This window comes from Chitinophaga sp. RAB17 (assembly GCF_052114225.1).
Classification (GTDB): Bacteria; Bacteroidota; Bacteroidia; order Chitinophagales; family Chitinophagaceae; genus Chitinophaga.
The window spans coordinates 388,083-406,781 of record NZ_JBFREI010000003.1; the positions used below are offsets into that span (position 1 = coordinate 388,083).

The window sequence follows — 18,699 nt, forward strand, 5'->3', positions numbered from 1 at the left end:
TCATCATAGCGGTTAATTACTCGGGGTTCCAATAAATACTTCATAATTACTATAGGCAGCAGCCGGTACCAGGGTATTTGCGTTCCTGGTAAAAAACTGCTGTTCATCAAATACCGATGCTGCAACAGGGACATTGTCGCGGTAACGGAAATAAGTTTTCACCAGGGCATAAGGCTCAAATGCAATACCATCTGTACTCTCTGTCTGGCTTATCATTGTACTCTTCATCAGATACTGAATTTCCTGTATCCGCCCGCTGCGGTTATCCAGCTTAATTTCCATATAGCGATATGCCATATTCTCCGGAAATTGAAAGCGGATAGTCGTAGTATCTTTACGGGCAGTAACCTTGCATTCCTGTACTCCCGCCTGTTTCACGGCCGATGTAATCAACTGCACCGGTAATACAGCCGCCCCACTGTCTGCAGGTGCCGCGCCAGATACGTACAACAATTTATCTTCTCTGAATACAATAATACTATAGCGCGAGTTTTTCACACTCAGGGTATTCCCTAATTCAGACCGATAATTCCCACCAGACAACTGAATAGTACCTTTCAGCGAATCAATCAGCACGTCCGGCTGGTGTTCATTGGCATAGGTATAACATATATCCAGCGACATATGTCCGGACGCAAATGCTTTTCCGGCTTTGGTCAGCAATTCAATGGCTTTGTCCATTCCATCACTGGTTTGTGCCGCCGCAATATTGGCTACTAACAGGCAAATGCAGACAAGTATATTCTTCATCATCAGTTTATTCTTTGATTAAAGCACTTCTTGATTCTGTAATCGTTTTGATCCCTCTTTCCGTTTCTTTCTTCACCCTTATTAAAGTACCATCGTCATCATATTCATAAAAACTGGCGTAGTTATTTTCGTCCAACTCTGCCATCAGTCTTAATGTTACCGGATCATAGGCAAAAGACTTCATATTGGCATTATAGGGATGAATACGTAAATCATCAAAGTACACATCGGTGCTGCCGGTAGCATTAAAGGTGATGGTAAAAGTGGTGGCTCCTGCCGGTATATCTACCACCTGCTCCACCCGCTGCCAGCCTTCTATGATATTACCTGCCGGTAAGGCAGTGATACTGGTTGTTCCTGTTTTGACAGACAGGTTACTTTGCGTATAGCTGTTACAGTTACATTCCTGTGCTTCTTTTATCCACGCACTTACAACCATCTTTTTACCAGCATAAGGAGAAAAAGAGGGCAAAATCACTTTGCTGTCTGCGCGGATACCTTTGAGCAACACGATTCCTGGAAAGCAACTGAGTGAACCTGTTTTTATCACGAAGTCAAAATCATCGGTATCCGTATTGATTACTACCGTGCCTACGCCTACAGGAGTATTACGCTTCACCAGGATGGAACGTTTCCCGGAATGGGCCACATTGCTGTCAATACTGGCTTTGTAGGGCGTATAATCGAAGTTGCGTGTCACTGAGCAGGTAGTATCTTTCTTACCTCCAAAATCATAATCCTCAAATCCTTCAAAGAGGGCTTCCCTGTAATGGGCATTCTGTATAACAGCAACCGGCAATGTATTATCATACCCGTATAAACCCGCATTATACCTACCTAATGGATCTTTATTCTCCAGTTCAAATCCTTTTATATTAAAAAGTGTCGACTGTGCATTCCATACCCAAACAGAGGTATCATACACCGGTTTTAAGGTGTTATCAGTCTGCCGGTTCCAGAACGGTACAAACGTGGCGAAAGTGCCATTCTTACGTATATCCGTTACTGTTACATTTGCATCCGATTCTTTTCGGGCGCCGTAATATGTGAAGGAACGATAAGGGCGCCAGTTACCTGCTATACCCAGACTATACGGATTTACACCTGTATCCTGCACTACACTATAACAGGTACCGCTGGTATCGGGGCGCAACGAATACGGCGCGGCCATCGCTGTTTTAGCCGAAGCTAAAAACAGCGATATGATGCAATATGTTATGATGATAAATGGCTTCATTGAAATATTCAGTTAGTGTTATTTTATTACAAATGCACTATTGGGAACAATAGCAAAAGTGTTCACAATCGTTGTTTCCAAATGCGGTTCCCTGCCACCCGGAGTTAACCACTCCCAGGTATAAGACCTGATAGAAGTTTGTGTCATCAGAACTTTAGAAGAACCACTAACGGTATAATCCTCGAATGTATCCGTCAAAGTATGAGCTGTATTGTTTCCCGCCTGTGTAAATTCTTCTGTTACTTTTATACTGATTGCCAGATTATTTACCACACGGGGGATTGTACAAGCTTCATCTTCATAAAAACTAATTACTACATCCCCTTTCGTGAAACTATTATTACGGCCACCAACCGGGTTGGGTACTACAGTTGTATTTTGATTGACTATCGTGAGCCTGGCAAAGTAAGAACACTCTCCATGATCCCTTGCATACTGAGGTCCGCCGGCATTTAACTTTATAAGTGTTTTGCTGTTTGCAGCAGCAATACTTGTATAGGAAGTATCAGTACCTACCGGCAAAGTATAGGTAACCACCGAACCTGTCGTTCCCGGAGGGCAGTTATCCCTTGTGAATGGTCCACTCTGCGCATCATTTTTATAATAACATCCACCCTTACTGTTGGCATATGCCTGCCCTTCTGTTTGTAATCTTGCCTGCGCCAAAGCATCCGCGGCTGCCTGACTCACCAGCGAAGAATCTGCCCCTGCTTTAAGTACATATTTTATCTGGTCTCCGATAGCCGGGCTGGTACAACTCTTCGTGAAATAAGCACTATCCTTTTTACTATAGTAATAAGTACAGGGCACCTGCTGTCTGGCTAAACCAGGCCCGCTATATTCCAGATAGGCTTTAGCTATTTCATCCGCCATTTTCTGACTGACTACAGAGCTGAATTTATTGGCAGCCACAGTAACCGGTATCCTTTGAGTATTGGTACCGCAGGTAATAGTGAAAGTATCTGTAATAGCGGCATTACGGAAGGTATCAATAATAATTGCCGGTAATTTTCTGTCAGGCACTTTCCAGAATTCCTTAAACTCTGTTACGGAAGCATTGATTACGCCGGAGTTATCATTCAACACCAGCTGATTACCTACCAGCGGATTATTAAGCATGGTAACACTGCCTGCGGAAGCTGCAATATTTCTTCTGCCGGAACGGATAATCTTCAATGTTACATCACTGCCTGTAAGCGCGGAACCATCCTGGTTAATAAAATAAATATCAGGTGTGCCACCTTTCAGCATATTGGCATCTACTGCCCATACTTTAAAAGAGGCCGGCCAATAGGCCACTTCCGGCGCACAATCGGTGCCTGCGACTTTACGTTTGGCGTATGCCAGCATCTCATCCCCGCTAAAGAAATAATCATTTACGCTGCCTGTCAATCCACCTGTAATACGGCCCTCTTTGATATTGATATGATCCAGCACCACGCCTACATTCTTATAGGCGCCTGCCATGCCTTCATAGATCCAGGCAGCAGGATAAGTGTAATTATATACGCGGTCATTGTACTCATTCTGTACAGACGTTAACACCGGCTCTCCTGATTCTTCGTCATACAACAGGTTATGCGTAACCACCTTACTACCTTTGTCTACCGCCAGCACACTGTCAATAATGCCATGACGGTTAATCACTTTGGTGGCTGCCACTGAACGGAATATATTCTCTTCCCGCTGTGGTAGTGGAATAAGTGAAGGCACCAATATTGGCCAGATAGCCGCTGTAAAGAAGTCCGCATTCACACTCAGATTCACTCCATTGGTCAGCGACCGCTCTTCCCGCATATCCAGCATCAACTCCATGTCCTTACCTATCTCACTGTTAGATATCACTCCTTTGGGAGATATCGTCAGCACCTTGTTGTTCAAATGTTTTTCTGCTGACTGCTGATTATCTACCCGGTAAAAATTCTCTGAATAAGCGATCCAATGATCCGGGTCTGTTTCTGCGTAAGATGCCTGCGAACGCAGCTTACCATTCATATCATTGATTTCTATTTTAAAACCCTGTGATACGGACAGGAAATGCTGGGAGTTTACACGCAACAGGTCCTGTAATGGATTCTTATACCGCTTCTTCGTTTCACCGTTAATGGTAGTACGTTCTGTGATAGTCGGGAAATCTTTGGTAGTATAGAAACAGGTTTCATCATATCCATTTGCTGAACGATTCTTTTTCGCATTAATGGTGCGTACCCTTACCTTACTATAACCTACAGAAGGTGAAGGAAAGAAAGATTCCCCTAAAGGCTCCTCTGTATACCCCAGGTTCACCGGCGCCAGCACACTCACTCGCTCCTGGTATTCGATGGGCATATGCCAGGGATTTTCCTCACCACCCATGATCGGCTCATAAGCCGCCACACCACTGCTGATTCGGAGGGTTTCTCCATTTACCACCTTGGTGGTGGTGTAATCATATTCTTTACCATATGCTGCACCACGCTGCCCCGTCATTTTATTCCAGTAATCATAACTCACTACCCGCTTCACACGTAATCCACCTCCATATTTCTTTAACCAGGGGTTTGTTAACCGTGCAACAGAACGGGAGGTATCAATGGATTGTGCCCAACGTTTTGGACGGGCATTATTTTCAAAGCTGTTAATCGTGTTCTTTATATTATCTACCTGAGATTGTAATATTTTTACTGCCTCCTCTATTCCCATTCCTTCTCCTTCATCTGACCCGGGGTAAGCTTTGGAAGGGAGGTTGAGCTTAAGGAATTGCATCGCGGCTTTTACAAGCGGGCTGTTATTTCCTCCTTCATTGCCCTTTTTATCAATGCCGGTTAGTTTTACCCAGATTGTCTTTCCACCATTGTAAAATCCATATCCGCCATTGGGGTCTATACCTGCATAACAAGACACAAACTCTGACCCGCTGCCAAACTTGTCCGCCGGCATACCAACTAACAACCGGAAGTAGATCTTACTCATGCCTTCAAGATATCTGGCATACACTTCCGCATTAGATTTTACAGCATAGGGCACATTAATAGATACATACAGGTAATCCCGACCAGCAAAATGATCATACATCTGGTTAGTGCCAGGCAGCTGATCAGTTGGTATGATCGGACTGAAGCCCGCCACCTTACACATCTGCATGGCACGCTTGTTCTGCACATAGGCATAATCATCACTTTCATAGTCTATTTTCAGACGGCCCCCGGAAGGCATTTCGATGGAATCCAGCGCCCAGGCAGCAGCATTGGATGCCGCCAGCGTACTGTCCTGTAGGGAGTAAGGATAATCCGAATTACTGATCAGGTTACCTGCATTAGATCCCGGGTTTTGCAACGGGTCCTTATAATTCCCCCAACGATCATATTTACTTGTCGTATAGGAAGGATTTAGCTTATTATAATTAAACCGGTAGGAATTCTTTTTCCCTTTTTCATTTCCATTATAGCTGAACCAGATTTCTTTCAGGGTTAATTTGCCGCCGGTATTACCGTTTACACCATCGTTGTTCACACCAGGACAAAGCGTATAGTCGTACCTGAAATGCACTGTTTTTACAGGTTTTGCTTTGGTACCATTTTTCAGGTAATCTGCTTTGGTATATAGGTCTATCTGTTTCAGCAGCCGGCCGCCTCCATCCGTTTTCTTACCCAACGCATCAATCTGCAAAAGGTCCGACCGTTTATCCAAAGTAAAAAAGGCTACCATACTTTTTGATTCGATCGCGTTCAGGTACCAGACTTCTTTTCCACCGCTCACATAACTACCCTTATCATCGCGGTTATCTGTTTTCATACCTTCATTGTAAGTAGCCATCTTACTATAAGGCGCACGCCACAAAAAGGGTTTCTTAATACCTGCCGTGCGGGTATAATTAAAGCGGATTGCATTACCGGCATCATCATCTGAAATACCGTCACCGGTAACATCCACGTAATCAGGGGAAAGAATACCTGTCAGCAGATATGAGTGCGCATAGGGCGGCATCGAATCTGCAGTATAATACCAATCGTTACCTTTTTTATTCCCCAACCCGTCATCAACACCGGGTGTGTAGTTCACCAGTCCTTCGGCCGGAACAGCATCCTTTTTCTCTACCGAAAAAGTAGTTTCTTTTTGCTGAAGATTATATACTGGTATACCATATACGTATCTGCGGCCATCGTTATTTAATACATCTATTTCTGAAATGTGGTCCGCTTTGCGGAAAGCATTCAAACGCTTCTCCCGCATAAAAGCACCGCCATTTACAGGAAAAGCATCTATATCCTTTCTTGTGAAAAACTTGCTGGGCGGAATGATCTGGTAATCGGTATTAGGTCCAAGCGCATCCGACTTCCAGCTCATCTTTAAAGAACCATCTCTCGAGTCCTGGAAATAATCTACCTGGATATCATACATTTGACCTCCTTCCAGGTTAATCTTTCTTTCCGCAGGCCGTTCAGAGTGCCAGGACATATCATCTATTATCCAATCATCTCTCATCTTCACTTTATTTCCATCATCCGATTCCGTCTTAAACAGATATGTACCAGATACGGGCACCTTCAGCCGACCGAGCAACTGTAAGGCGAAATGTTCCTTTTTCTGGTTAGGCACGTGAAAATAATCTCTATTCTGAAAATTGATATTAGATTCACGCTGATCGCCCAGCCAATTGCCAAAATACTCATTGTCGAAATATCGACCGATCAATCCATCTCCATTACCATAAAATTCATCTACAAATCCATCTGTACTCTTGCCAACGGTAAACGTGTTTTCTGTGTAGTTCTCAATATATTTCGACAATCCCACTTCACTCGCTTCTTTTGCGGTGAGGTAAGTAATAGACTGGGTACGTTTCTCGCGCGCCGGTTTTACCGTATTGGCATTGGTGAGTGTAATATCCGGTTGTGCAATCCCATTTTTAAAAGGGGTGATCCTGGTAGTTGATTTTATAATAGGTAATTCTCCCAGTTGAAATAACCGGGGTGTTACTACATTATCTCCGCCCATCGCATCATAAAAAGTAGTGGCATTAACCGTTTTCTCCCCCGGGCTTCTGAAATAAGCCGCTTCAAAAGCTTTATCTGTTTTCCGGAATCCGGTTACTGATCTGAGCGGATTATCATTTTCCCATAATGCTGATTTGGTAAATGACCGGGTATAGTTGATATCTACCCCTCCATGCACAATAAACCCACCGCCAATATCAGCACTAAAACTACCTGACGCATCACGGGTGGTCATTTCATGATCATATACGTAACCGATATCATTCCGGTAAGCCCGGAAACTGCCACCAATACCTTCTCCCGACATAGAAAATATATCATAGGTATAAGAAGGGATGGCAATGTTCGGAACAGCTGGCTTTTCGCGGTAAGGAATATCTTTTTCCCGGTTAAAGTCCAGCAGTGCGCCACGGTTATCATTGGCAGACTGATAATTCAGGTAGCCAAAGGCAGGAAGACTGAGTCTTTTATCCTTATCTGCAATCTTTTGTGTAGAAACATAACCACTGATATACAAGGCAGGATGTATTACGGTCACAAGTCCTCCCAGTTTCAATGTCACCGTAGCATTTGTATTTGTATAGGGTATGTGGATAGTAGGGCTATAACCCGGATGCGCAAACGAAATATGTGAACTGATACTGGTACCGGTACCTAAACCTTTTTGCGGCTTCAGACCGATCTCTTTTCCCTTGTCATCAAAAATCTTCTCACTGGCGCTATACGCACGTACACCGCCAGACAATTGCAGGGCAGATAGTCCCGACCTGGAATTATAAGAAGTCCCAATAGATACACTGCCGGTATAACCACCTTTCTCCATCGCCTCTTTACTGGGAAAGGCAACGCCCAGCGAAGGTGAAATGGCTAACCCATCCTGAGAATTATTACTGATGGACAGTCCTGCTGTTAAACTACCTTTTGCTTTATCTCCCACACTAAGGCCAGCGTTTAAGCCTGTTTCCAGGCCCCATCCCTTATAGGTATTTTTAAATATTCCCAAACTAAAACCCAGGGTTAGTGGGGCACCGGTTATTTCCAGGTCTATACCTCCTGTTACGCCCACCGTTTTATTTTCCTTTATCGTGAGTTCTTTGGTGATAGAATCTTTTCCATTGAAATCATCAGGTATACCGCGAAGATTGCGGGTAATACTACCAGGGTTGATATTCCATCCCAGTCCTACCCAGCTGGCTTCCTGATCCATGGAGATGCCGCTGTTATATCCGATTGTAACCGGATAACCTCCTACATCCAGCAATGGAATGCTATAGGAAAAATCGCCACTGAACAGGTCCACCATGTTTTCGTTGCCTGCCGAATGAAATGCCTGCATTTCCGGCTGGGTAGGGCCTCCAATATCGCCTGCATTTTTTTTGCCGGCGGCATTCGCCCTCATCAATGGTTTTACTGCTTTTGTCGGGGAAGCAAAGGGAGTTATGATCGTATTGTAAGGCAATACATTTATTGCAGCAGGTTTGGTGGCAGCCGTTGTCTCCAGCCTCCTCACTACCGGAACGGCAGCCTGGAGATGGGTAGGAATTATCATCTCAAGATAAATCACTGCGAGCATCGTGCCCGCCATCCATTTTTTTCCTCTCGCTACATAGGCCAGTATCATGTAATTCTATTTTAGGTAAGGGATGAGATCAGGGATCGGTTATTAATTACTGCTGTAAATGAATTTCATTTCCCAGGTTTCTGAACGGCTGTTGAACAATCTGAAAACGTACAACTTACCGGCCGATAACCGGTTGCCTGTATCCAGCGGTAGTACCAGCATATTGGTACCTGGCTGCAGATTGATATTACCATGCCGTATCACCCGGTTTTTATCTTCCAGAGAAACAATTTCATAGGTGGCTTTCTCATCACCGGCATCATTCACATAACTGCATTTCACAGATTTGCCGCAATTGATCACCTGACTGTTGTTTCTTCTCAACTCTACAAAGGAAGTCAGATCATCAGCGATAGTATTAGCAGGTCGCTTCATCCTGAAGGTCCATACATCCGTTTGTGCAGCGTACTGCCGGCCGTTATTGGCGGTAATCGTCCATGCATAGGTAATTCCGGTATCCAATGCAGGAGCACTCGCCGGATAGGTCATGAAAGGTTGCCGCAAAGAAGAGACGCGGTACACCGGCATGTTCACCTGTACGGCTTCCAGTGGAGACTGATTTTCATATAATGCTACCAGTACCAGGTCGTAATTAAGATCGGAAAACAGGTTCACCGGCGCAGGCGGAATCCAGGTAAACTGAGGCAGGGAAGCATCCAATAAGGATGCATTAGCCGGTGTATTCAGCTGTGGCGGAGCCACCGGTTCCACTACAAAGTTCAGGCAGTCTTCCACCTGGGGATGCATAGATTTATCTCCCTCCACCACAATGCTGTAACAAACCTTGTATTTGCCCGGTGGCAGCAATGCGTTCTCACGCCGGTCTGCCACGGGAGAAAGGTATTCATACGCCACAGGCCCTACATCTTTCAGTTGCAGTTGTTTGGCGCCCACCGATAGCTGGATAGCGCGGGAAGTTCCTGTTAACACAGGCTGCCCTGTAACAGCATCCATTAAACGAAGCATAATAGTGGCCGTCAATGTGGAGGACGCAGCATTTGTTACTACCATATTCCACAACTGTGATTGCTGTAATACGCCAGCAGGGGGAACCTGCGCAGACATTGTTACCTGGGCATTCAATTTCAGAGATAGCAACAACAGCAATAATATGCTGGTTGCATGGGATTTTTTCCGTGTCATACTAAAATATCCTTGTATAAGTTAATCTTCCTGTATTGTTAGATACCAGTTGTTTTCCTCCACCCGGCAGATAACTCTTTTCTGCCCTCAGTGCCACCTCTCCGAACCGGGGAATATTCATTCTCGCATTTGCACCGTATCCCCATTGCTGAATCGCGTATACCGTTTGACGGTTATACTTCAGTGTACCTCCAATTTCAAACCAATGCAATGCTTTCCAGCTGGCATCACCAGCCAGACTATACAGTCCATATTCTTCCGTTACCGCCGCTGCTGCCTGCCCCGCCAGGGTAAACTTTTTCAGGAACACGGTATGCGCTGCAACAATGTTACGGCTGTTAAAATATATAAACGAGGTATCTGTTTGCCGGTTGTAAAACCGGGAATAGGTAACCATACTATTCATCATAATACCACGGTACCTATAAGTATGTGTAGCCGTTCCCGTTAGCATATAAAACAGCTGCTCCGAAAAATGCTTCTCATCCATTTTTATCAGCTGGGAGGTGGGCTGATAGCCAATGCTGACCACTGGCCAACGAGGTATCCGCATCGTTAACTGCACACTTTTGAAAACAGTATTACTTTCATAATTTGAAGGCATGTAAAAAGTGGCGTAATCATTCTTCCGGATAGCCGCTGCCAGCAACAGACGCTGATGAAAAAAGGGCTGCTCTGCCTGAACATTCCAGGCAATTTGCCGTGACCCGGTAGTATAAAAACTAAACGATTGAAAATCACTGCCCATCCACTTATACATACCCGTTACACGTGTATTGGAAAAATTGATTAACGTACTGAAGGAAGCGGTATAGGCTTCATTGGTATGCCCGGAGAAATCAAACATGCTGCTAAAATTATTGCTCCCATGTGATCTGCGGGCATTGTATGGCATCGATGACCGTGCCACCTCTCCCACCAGGAAAGTGTTAGCTCCCAGTTTCCATTGTGCTTCCAGCGCTATACCCATCAGACGATTATCCACCGGTTGACTGCTATCTGATGTAACAGCGTTATTGCCATACAACTGTTTTTTGCCCATGTAATATGTCAGGAAAACATGGTTCCCTTCTTTCATTCCAAAACCACCGCGGATCAGGGTAAGATATTGTGGTGCACGTTTCTCTTTCACGATAAAATTGCGGAATTGGTAATCTACTACTCCGGTGGCAAGCGCGAGATAATAAGAAGGATTATACTCCACCTGCACACCGGATATACTGATATTTCTGGCAGTAAGTTCCGAATAGTCAGCAATAGTTCTGCCGATACCAAAACTCCGTATAGCCAGCAGCGTACGAAACCCTTTTGGCAATACCGAATCCGGTAAATTCAGGCTCTCCAGTGCATCAGACAGCTCCCGGTTATTACGGCTATGTTGCAAAGCATCCAGTAAGGTGGCTTTTTGCCGGTTTGTTTTAAGCACCAACTGATTATAACGCTTATCCGCTACATTCAGTAATCGTTGCAGAGAATCTGTTTCTTTACTAAAATGTTCTTTTTCTGCAATCAGTTTTTTATACAATGAATCTCCCTGGCTACCCGGTTTAATCTTCCCTGCCAGTGAATCCATTTTGAACCGCAATGCCTGCTCCCTCGCTTCTATCAACCGCTGGATATAAGCGGCTTCGTCAAAAGAGTAGCGAATGCCGGCAATCCTCCCTTTCAAACTATCTGCATAGGCTTTCAGGGAGTCCAGCTCCCGGAGTTGCTTAAACTTTCCGGCACTCCAGCTCCTGGCATTTGCCAGCAACTGCTGTTTAAAATCAAGATTATTATAAGACAGCCTCGCACCTGTCAGATTCCGGAACAGCGATGAATTCCCGTTCTGGGTGCTGAAAGAAACCCTTAATGGATATTTGTTCCTGACGGTTATACTTAAATTTGTTTGCAAAGTATGCTGATGAATATCCCGCTCTGTATACGGCGTATCAATATTTGACTGGTAATAAAAATCGTACAGCACATTCCCATGCACCGCCAAAAAAGGTGTGCGTACCGGTGCAGGCGCAGGCATTACTTTCCTGACAGCTCTTACAGCAGTAATATCGGATGAATCCGGTCTGTTATATAGCATCACGGGAATCCTCAAAAGAGTTTTACATCCGCTATGAATATAGAAGTATCCGGTATCGGAAATATTCCTGTTTCCCAGCGACAATTGTTGTCCTGACACAGGCATACCGGCCATAAGAATGACAGTCAATAGTAAAACTAATTGTCTCAATGGAAAAAAATTAGAACATCAAATAGGGACACAATTCCACAGTGCCTGTATGTACAGACGCTGACAAAGGTTAACTAACACACGACTAATTGTATTAAATTTTCATGGTATAAAATTTAGGCTAAGGGTATACTACAATTTTTCTATTTACATCTTGGGGTAAAGATATAAAAAATAATTACAGGGGAAATGATTATAAAAAAACTTCTCTATTTTTTATTCTCTTGATAATATTATACAACTATTCCTTTCAACAATTTTCAACAAAAATGGATCATATCTTCTTAAAAGACATGATCCATCAGGAAATAATTTTCGTCAATTATACTAATACAACGGATTCTGCACCATCTTCGGATCCGTTTGCGTTTCTATATATGGAATCGGCCACAGATAATCCCTCCCTGCATTAAACGTCCGCACTTCTATCACGCGCATATCTGCTTTGTTGGACACCTGACTATAGTCCGCAATACCATTGGCATCAATAGCAGGCGCGTTGGCTAAAAGACCTCTCGGTACACGGCCATACAAAGGTCCTTTCATCACTTTCTCTGCTATTTTCCAACGACGTATATCGAACAAACGGAAGCCTTCATTCGCCAGTTCATACATCCGCTCTTTACGCACCGCGGAACGCAATGCTGCCTGTGTGGCTCCCACCGGAATCTCCGGCATGTTTACACCGACTCTTTGCCGCACATCGTTGATCGCTTTAAATGCTGATGCATCCAGTTCATTGGCTTCCATTTTTGCTTCGGTATAGGTGAGTAATACTTCTGCATATCTTATCAAGGTGATGCTCATAGTAGACATCCGCATATTGTCTTTATCTTTCAGATCAATGTATTTACGCCAGCAATAACCGCTGAAGGAAGCATATGCGTTGACAGCATCCTGGTTAACAATGCGGGTAGCCGGCGCAGTATTGTAGTTCCAACTCATCAGGCTATCTTTATGCGTTTCAAACTGGTAATTAAAAAAGATAGATCCCGGTAAAGCAATCGTATACCCTAATCTTGGATCACGGTTTTCAAAAGGCTTCTTAGGGTCATACAACGGCGATTTATCAATCGTAAGCCCATCGGTACATTCATAGCTGTCTACCAACGATTGAGAAGGTACTTTGTTGGAAGCTCCGCCGGCATTCCTGCATAAAAGCGGATAAGGCCCACCCCAGTTAAGTACGGGCAATTGGTATTGCAAAGCCAGGATAACTTCTCCGGAATTTTTATTATCATAAGAAAACAAGCGGGGGAAATTATCTTCCAGCTTATATACATTCAGGTCCATTACAGCTTTGGCGGCATCTGCTGCCACTTTCCATTTTTCATTATACAATGCCACTCTCGCTTTGATAGCCAGTGCGGCGCCTTTGGTTGCACGTCCTGATTCTGCAGCAGGATAGGTTTTAGGCAGCCAGGCAGCGGCGCTATCCAGTTCTTCAAAAATAAAATCCAGCACTACCTGTTTCTCACTACGGGGCAGCTGTGCTGTTTCTAAGGTAAGGGTATGTGTTACCAGTGGTACGCCACCGAATAAAGAAATCAATTGTTGATACATGTAGGCTCTGATGAAGCGGGTTTCGCCCATACTGCGTTTATACAATGCGGCATCTGTGAGTGGTTTTACTTTCTCTGCGTTGTCCAGTATATAATTACAGCGACCTATTACTTTATAAAAGTCGGTCCATAGCCCTTGCGTATAAGTGTTGTTGGCGTCATGATTGCCCGTACCTATTTTCTGCAGGTCGCTGGCATTGCGTTCATAGCCAATATCGGTGGCAGCATCCAGCATCAGGCTAACGGTGGGGCCTTCCAGCTGCCCGGGATCATAATCATCCATCGGTTTGTTCATGGCCCTGTATAAGCCGTTTACCGCCAATAACAATTCATCCTGACTTTTAAAGAAAGATGCATCAGAAGGACCTCCGAGCGGGCTTTTATCCAGGTAGTCTTTATTGCAGGCTTGTATGGCCAATAAAGAAATAGCGACGATGATATAACAAGTAAAATGCTTCTTCATGATGACGGTTTTAAAAATTTACATTAACACCAAAGCTGTACACCTTCATGACAGGATAATTATCCGCTACGCCAACAGCCGTTTCTACGTCATAACCCGGCCAGAATTTAGCAACGGTAAACAGGTTAGATCCGTTTACAAAAACGCGTACACTATTCAGCTTCGCTGATTTTGTCAGATGAGATGGCAACGTATATCCTATCTGCAGATTCTTCAAACGCAGATAGGCCGCGCTTTTCATCCAGAAGCTGGAAATCTGCTGGTTGTTGGTACCACCAAATACCAGTCGTGGGAAAGCTGCATTTGTATGTTCGGGTGTCCAGTAGTCCTTGAATCTTTCCTGTGCCGTACCGCCTACGGAGCTCACATAAAAAGGCATGATGCCCGCGCCGTAAATTAGTCCATCCACCTTACCTACGCCTTGCAGAAAAGCACCGAAGTCAATACCTTTCCAGGAAGCATTCAGACTAACACCATAAGTATAGCGCGGAATAGTATTTCCCATCACCACCTTATCATTTTCATTGATGATGCCATCACCGTTCTGGTCTTTGTATTTAATATCTCCCGGTGCAATAGTGCCGAATTGTGTAGCATGTTTGGCTACTTCATCTGCATTCTGAAAAAAGCCTTCTGCTTCCAATCCAAAAATAGCATTCACCGGATATCCTTCCCTGCTAACGGTTACAGCCGACTGATTGATACCGTGCATATCCACCACTTTATTTTTCACATCAGAAACATTCACGCCAATGTTGTATTTAAAGTCTTTGATGTTACCATCGTAGTTGATGCCCAGCTCCCAGCCTTTGTTACTTACTTTACCAGCATTCTGATAGGGGGCTTTGAGCCCGGTGATGAGGGGTATGTTCAGGAGCAGCAGGATATCTTTTGTTTTGCTGCTATAATAATCTGCTGTTATGGAGAGATGTGAAAACAAGGTAACATCCAGTCCTACATCACTCATCCCGGTGCTTTCCCAGGTGATATTTCTGTTTGCCAATGCGTCCATAGCGGCTGCATTTACAATTTGTCCGCCGATGGTATAAGAGCTAAGATTCACTACTGTAGCCGATGGATAATTACCTATGTTCTGATTACCCAGTTTACCCCAGGAGCCGCGGAGTTTTAGTTCGTTGATCGCAGGTTTCAGTGCCGCCATAAAAGCTTCTTCTGAAATGCGCCAGCCAGCGGATGCGGAAGGGAAAACGCCCCATTTGCGGCCTTCAGCAAAACGGGAAGATCCATCGTTACGGATATTTAATTCCAGCAGGTATCTTTCTTTATAGTTGTAATTGACCCTGCCAAAAAAAGAGCGTAAAGACCATTCTGCACCGGAACCACTATTCTTCATATTGCCGGCACCGCCCGCATCCAACACCGGATAATCAGGCAGGATATAGTTATCGCGGGATGCATTCAGTATATCCTGCCGATAGCTGTTTTGCTCCGCGCCACCCAATATTTTCACATCGTGCTTACCCCAGGTTTTGTGAAAGGTGAGCGTGCCCCGCATGTTATTATAAAACTCTCTTTGATTGGATACTTCCAGTAAACTTACCGTCGGATTTTTATTTGCCAGGCTCCCATCCGGATGATAGGTCTGCAATGCTTTTGTAAATTTGTTCGTATAGCTTTGCACGTATTTAGGTGCAATATTGAAAGAAGCTGTTAACCATTCTACCGGTTGATAGTTAATGGTGGTGTTCATGCTACCCCAGGGCGCACTTAACTTTTTCAATCCTCCTTCTTTGGCAGAAGCAGCCGGGTTGTTACCTACCCATCCCTCTCCGCGGGTACCATTGGAGTTAACAGCCAGCTGATTGGGCGAAATATTATTCATGTAAGCGAACAGTACATCTGCACCTGCCGATGGCTCTGTGGTCACAGGACTGATGTATTGCAGATCGAACTGCATGTTCAGCTTTTTAGAGAAAATGACATCTGTATTGGCACGGACCGTGAGGCGCTTAAATTCCGATTGTTCGATCAGTCCTTTCTGATCAAAGTAGCCTACAGACAACAGCATTTTTACTTTGTCCGTTCCGCCGTTCACCGTTAAAAAATGACTTTGTTGAAAACCGGAACCGGTTAATACTGCTTTCTGCCAGTCGGTGTTGGGAAGTGAGTCGGAGCTGCCGTTGCCCTGCTGCCGGTACTTTTGCAGTAATGCCTCTGAATACAAAGGGGTACGACCGGAATTCTTATAGGCTTCGTTGGTCAGCAACATATAATCCAGTGCGTTGGTGAGTGCGGGCAGGTTGGTGGCCTGTTGCCAGCCTACATAATTGTTGTAGTTGATAGAAAGCTTACTGCTTTTGCCACGTTTTGTTGTTACCAGGATAACGCCGTTGGCAGCCCTGGAACCATAGATAGAAGCAGATGCCGCATCTTTCAGTACAGTAACGGAAGCAATCACGTTAGGGTCAATGTTATTGATAGATCCTTCTACCCCATCCACGAGTACAAGCGGATCGGGATTTTTCAGCGTACCCCAGCCACGGATGCGGATAGTACCACCGTCGCCACCGGGTTTACCATTGCCCTGGGTAATGGTGACGCCGGGCATGGTGCCTTGTAAACCGGCAGAGGTTTGTCCTACAGGTCGGGCCGCCAGTGTTTCACCGGACACGGTGGCTACCGCACCAGTGAGATCTACTTTTTTCTGCGTGCTGTAACCTACCACCACTACTTCCACGAGTGATTTTGGTGTGGGCGATAACCGGATACGTAAATTGGTCTGATCTTTTACCGGTTCCTGTATAGTTTGATAACCGATACTGGAAATCGTGAGTACATCCTGATCACTGATGTTGTTAATGGTGAAATGTCCGTTCACATCGGTTTGTACGCCTTTTGAAGTGGACTTTACACCTACCGATACACCTGGCAATCCCATACCGGTACTATCGGTGATGGTGCCGGTAATGGTTTTATTGGATGCCTCCTTGCCGTTACCAGGTGAGGTTGACTTTGCGCCTGGTGTACTCCTTTTTATCACTACCGTTCCATATTTAATCAGATAGGTTAGTGGCAAATCTTTCAGGCATATTTTCAATGCTTCGTCCAGGGTTTTATTTTTGATTTCCACGCTGAGCGGTGGCGTATTTTCCAGCAACTTTTCATCACAGATGAACTGGTAACCGGTTTGTTTGCTGAGTATATCAAAAACTTTATCCAGCGGCATTTTGTTGGCTGACAATTTTACTGTCTGCGTTTGTGCGCTGGCGGATAAGGCGCCTGCCATCAGGAGCCAGATGCTCAGCTTCCTGACCAGCCATATTTTGAGTTTAGCCGGCACGCGGCTCCTCCTCCCGTGGGAGTGGGAAATGGTAAGCAGTTCCATACTATCTTTTGGTTGAGTTTAAAGTAAAGGATCGTTAAATATAAATGCGGGTGCTAAACGTGGAAAAGCATTATTTCATCGTTGCCGGCATCACGGTAATTTTATTACCGTTAGTACTGAAATGCACCATACCGGTTTGTTCCAGCAGTTCGAGCAGCTGGGCAGCATTTTCTTTACGGGTCATACTACCATAAAGTTTAATGCCGGATAAATCTCCTTTGTATTCGATATCCACATCGTACCATCTGGCAATTTGCCGCATAATCATACTGATATCTGTTTTACGGAATCTGAATTCTCCTTCTTTCCAGGCCATTACGTCTTCTATATCGGGCTTGCTGATCATAAACGTGGTGCCGGCATCGTTGATGCTGGCTTGTTGCCCGGGTTGTATCAATGAGGTAGCATTGCCCTGCGATACACTCACCGCGCCTTCCACCAGGGTGGTTTTTACGCGGCCTTCATCGGGATAAGCCATTACGTTGAAGTGGGTACCCAATACGTTTACCTGCATGCCACGGGTGCGTACAATAAAAGGCTTGTCGGCATTTTTGGCCACTTCAAAATAAGCTTCCCCTGTTAAGGTCACGGTTCTGTCGTTGCCGGTAAATGCCACCGGGAATCTCAGGGAGGAAGCGGCATTCAGCCATACCTGGCTGCCATCCGGCAGTACTACCTGGTACTGTCCCCCTCTTGGGGTGCTGATAGTATTATACTGCGGGGCAGCATTCGCATCTCCCTGGTTGGCGGTGTAAGCCAAACGGCCGCTGTCCAGTTTAATGATACGTGTGTTGCCCTGACTTCCCAGTGCTCCGTCACGAGCGCTGTCTAATACAATGGTGCTGCCATCTGCCAGGGTAAGTACGGCTTTGTTACCACCCGGAATAATAGCGCGCGTTGTGTTACCAGCCACTACTGCCACCCGATGCGCAGACCGATACCACCAGGAAAACCCTGTTCCCAGCATGATCAGCAATACCGCTGCTGCAGCCAGTTTATACAGGATATGGATGTTGGAAGATGAGGAAACAACAGAAGATGTATCGATGGCAGCGTGCTCATTTATCATGGCTTCCCGCTGTTCTGCTTCCTTCATCACATCATGGAAAGCCTGTTGCAAATCCACATCATGTTTTTCCGTATAACGATCTTCCGCCAGGATAGCGGCAATCATTTCGCCCAGTACCTGTTCGTTGTCATTCCCCTGCACCTGTACCTGCAGCCGTTGCAGCTCCTCCGGAGTGATGCGATCGCCCAGGTACTTTTCCAATAATGCTTTTAATTCCTCATTTGACATAAAACCGGATGAAATATCAGCACACTCTCATGAAGGGCTGCTATTATAAAGACGAAAAAAATAATGAGCGGAATCCC

The 18,699-nt window shown here is 45.1% G+C and carries 8 protein-coding genes; all 8 read right to left on the reverse strand.

Annotated elements, in window-relative coordinates; genetic code table 11:
• Positions 1-12: 12 nt before the first annotated feature.
• Positions 13-753 carry a hypothetical protein gene (locus AB4Z08_RS13375; RefSeq protein WP_441574244.1) on the reverse strand — a complete coding sequence of 247 codons (741 nt, stop codon included), beginning with the start codon at positions 751-753 and terminating at the stop codon, positions 13-15.
• Between the two features lie 4 nt (positions 754-757).
• The gene (locus AB4Z08_RS13380) at positions 758-1,987 is read right to left on the reverse strand and encodes a hypothetical protein (RefSeq protein WP_441574245.1); all 1,230 of its coding nucleotides are present in this window, start codon (positions 1,985-1,987) and stop codon (positions 758-760) included.
• Positions 1,988-2,005: 18 nt separating this feature from the next.
• Positions 2,006-8,584, reverse strand: coding sequence for a DUF5977 domain-containing protein (locus tag AB4Z08_RS13385; RefSeq protein ID WP_441574246.1), 6,579 nt, complete (start codon positions 8,582-8,584; stop codon positions 2,006-2,008).
• Positions 8,585-8,626: 42 nt separating this feature from the next.
• Positions 8,627-9,727, reverse strand: a complete 1,101-nt coding sequence (locus AB4Z08_RS13390; RefSeq protein WP_441574247.1) for a hypothetical protein — start codon at positions 9,725-9,727, stop codon at positions 8,627-8,629.
• Between the two features lies 1 nt (position 9,728).
• On the reverse strand, positions 9,729-11,954 hold the full coding sequence (locus tag AB4Z08_RS13395; protein ID WP_441574248.1) for a hypothetical protein: 2,226 nt from the start codon (positions 11,952-11,954) through the stop codon (positions 9,729-9,731).
• A 327-nt stretch (positions 11,955-12,281) separates the two neighbouring features.
• Positions 12,282-13,979: a RagB/SusD family nutrient uptake outer membrane protein gene (locus tag AB4Z08_RS13400; RefSeq protein ID WP_441574249.1), complete on the reverse strand. Its 1,698-nt coding sequence runs from the start codon at positions 13,977-13,979 to the stop codon at positions 12,282-12,284.
• A 10-nt stretch (positions 13,980-13,989) separates the two neighbouring features.
• On the reverse strand, positions 13,990-17,325 hold the full coding sequence (locus AB4Z08_RS13405; protein WP_441574250.1) for a TonB-dependent receptor: 3,336 nt from the start codon (positions 17,323-17,325) through the stop codon (positions 13,990-13,992).
• Positions 17,326-17,395: 70 nt separating this feature from the next.
• A complete protein-coding gene (locus AB4Z08_RS13410; RefSeq protein WP_441574251.1) occupies positions 17,396-18,622 on the reverse strand; it encodes a FecR family protein in 1,227 nt (408 codons plus the stop codon).
• Positions 18,623-18,699: the final 77 nt, after the last annotated feature.

Bases quoted from the DNA above. Each gene is read 5' to 3' on its own strand.
- AB4Z08_RS13385 (WP_441574246.1), bottom strand. From the start codon at position 8,584: ATGATACTGGCCTATGTAGCGAGAGGAAAAAAATGGATGGCGGGCACG.
- AB4Z08_RS13390 (WP_441574247.1), bottom strand. From the start codon at position 9,727: ATGACACGGAAAAAATCCCATGCAACCAGCATATTATTGCTGTTGTTG.
- AB4Z08_RS13400 (WP_441574249.1), bottom strand. From the start codon at position 13,979: ATGAAGAAGCATTTTACTTGTTATATCATCGTCGCTATTTCTTTATTG.
- AB4Z08_RS13410 (WP_441574251.1), bottom strand. From the start codon at position 18,622: ATGTCAAATGAGGAATTAAAAGCATTATTGGAAAAGTACCTGGGCGAT.
- AB4Z08_RS13405 (WP_441574250.1), bottom strand. From the start codon at position 17,325: ATGGAACTGCTTACCATTTCCCACTCCCACGGGAGGAGGAGCCGCGTG.
- AB4Z08_RS13375 (WP_441574244.1), bottom strand. From the start codon at position 753: ATGATGAAGAATATACTTGTCTGCATTTGCCTGTTAGTAGCCAATATT.
- AB4Z08_RS13380 (WP_441574245.1), bottom strand. From the start codon at position 1,987: ATGAAGCCATTTATCATCATAACATATTGCATCATATCGCTGTTTTTA.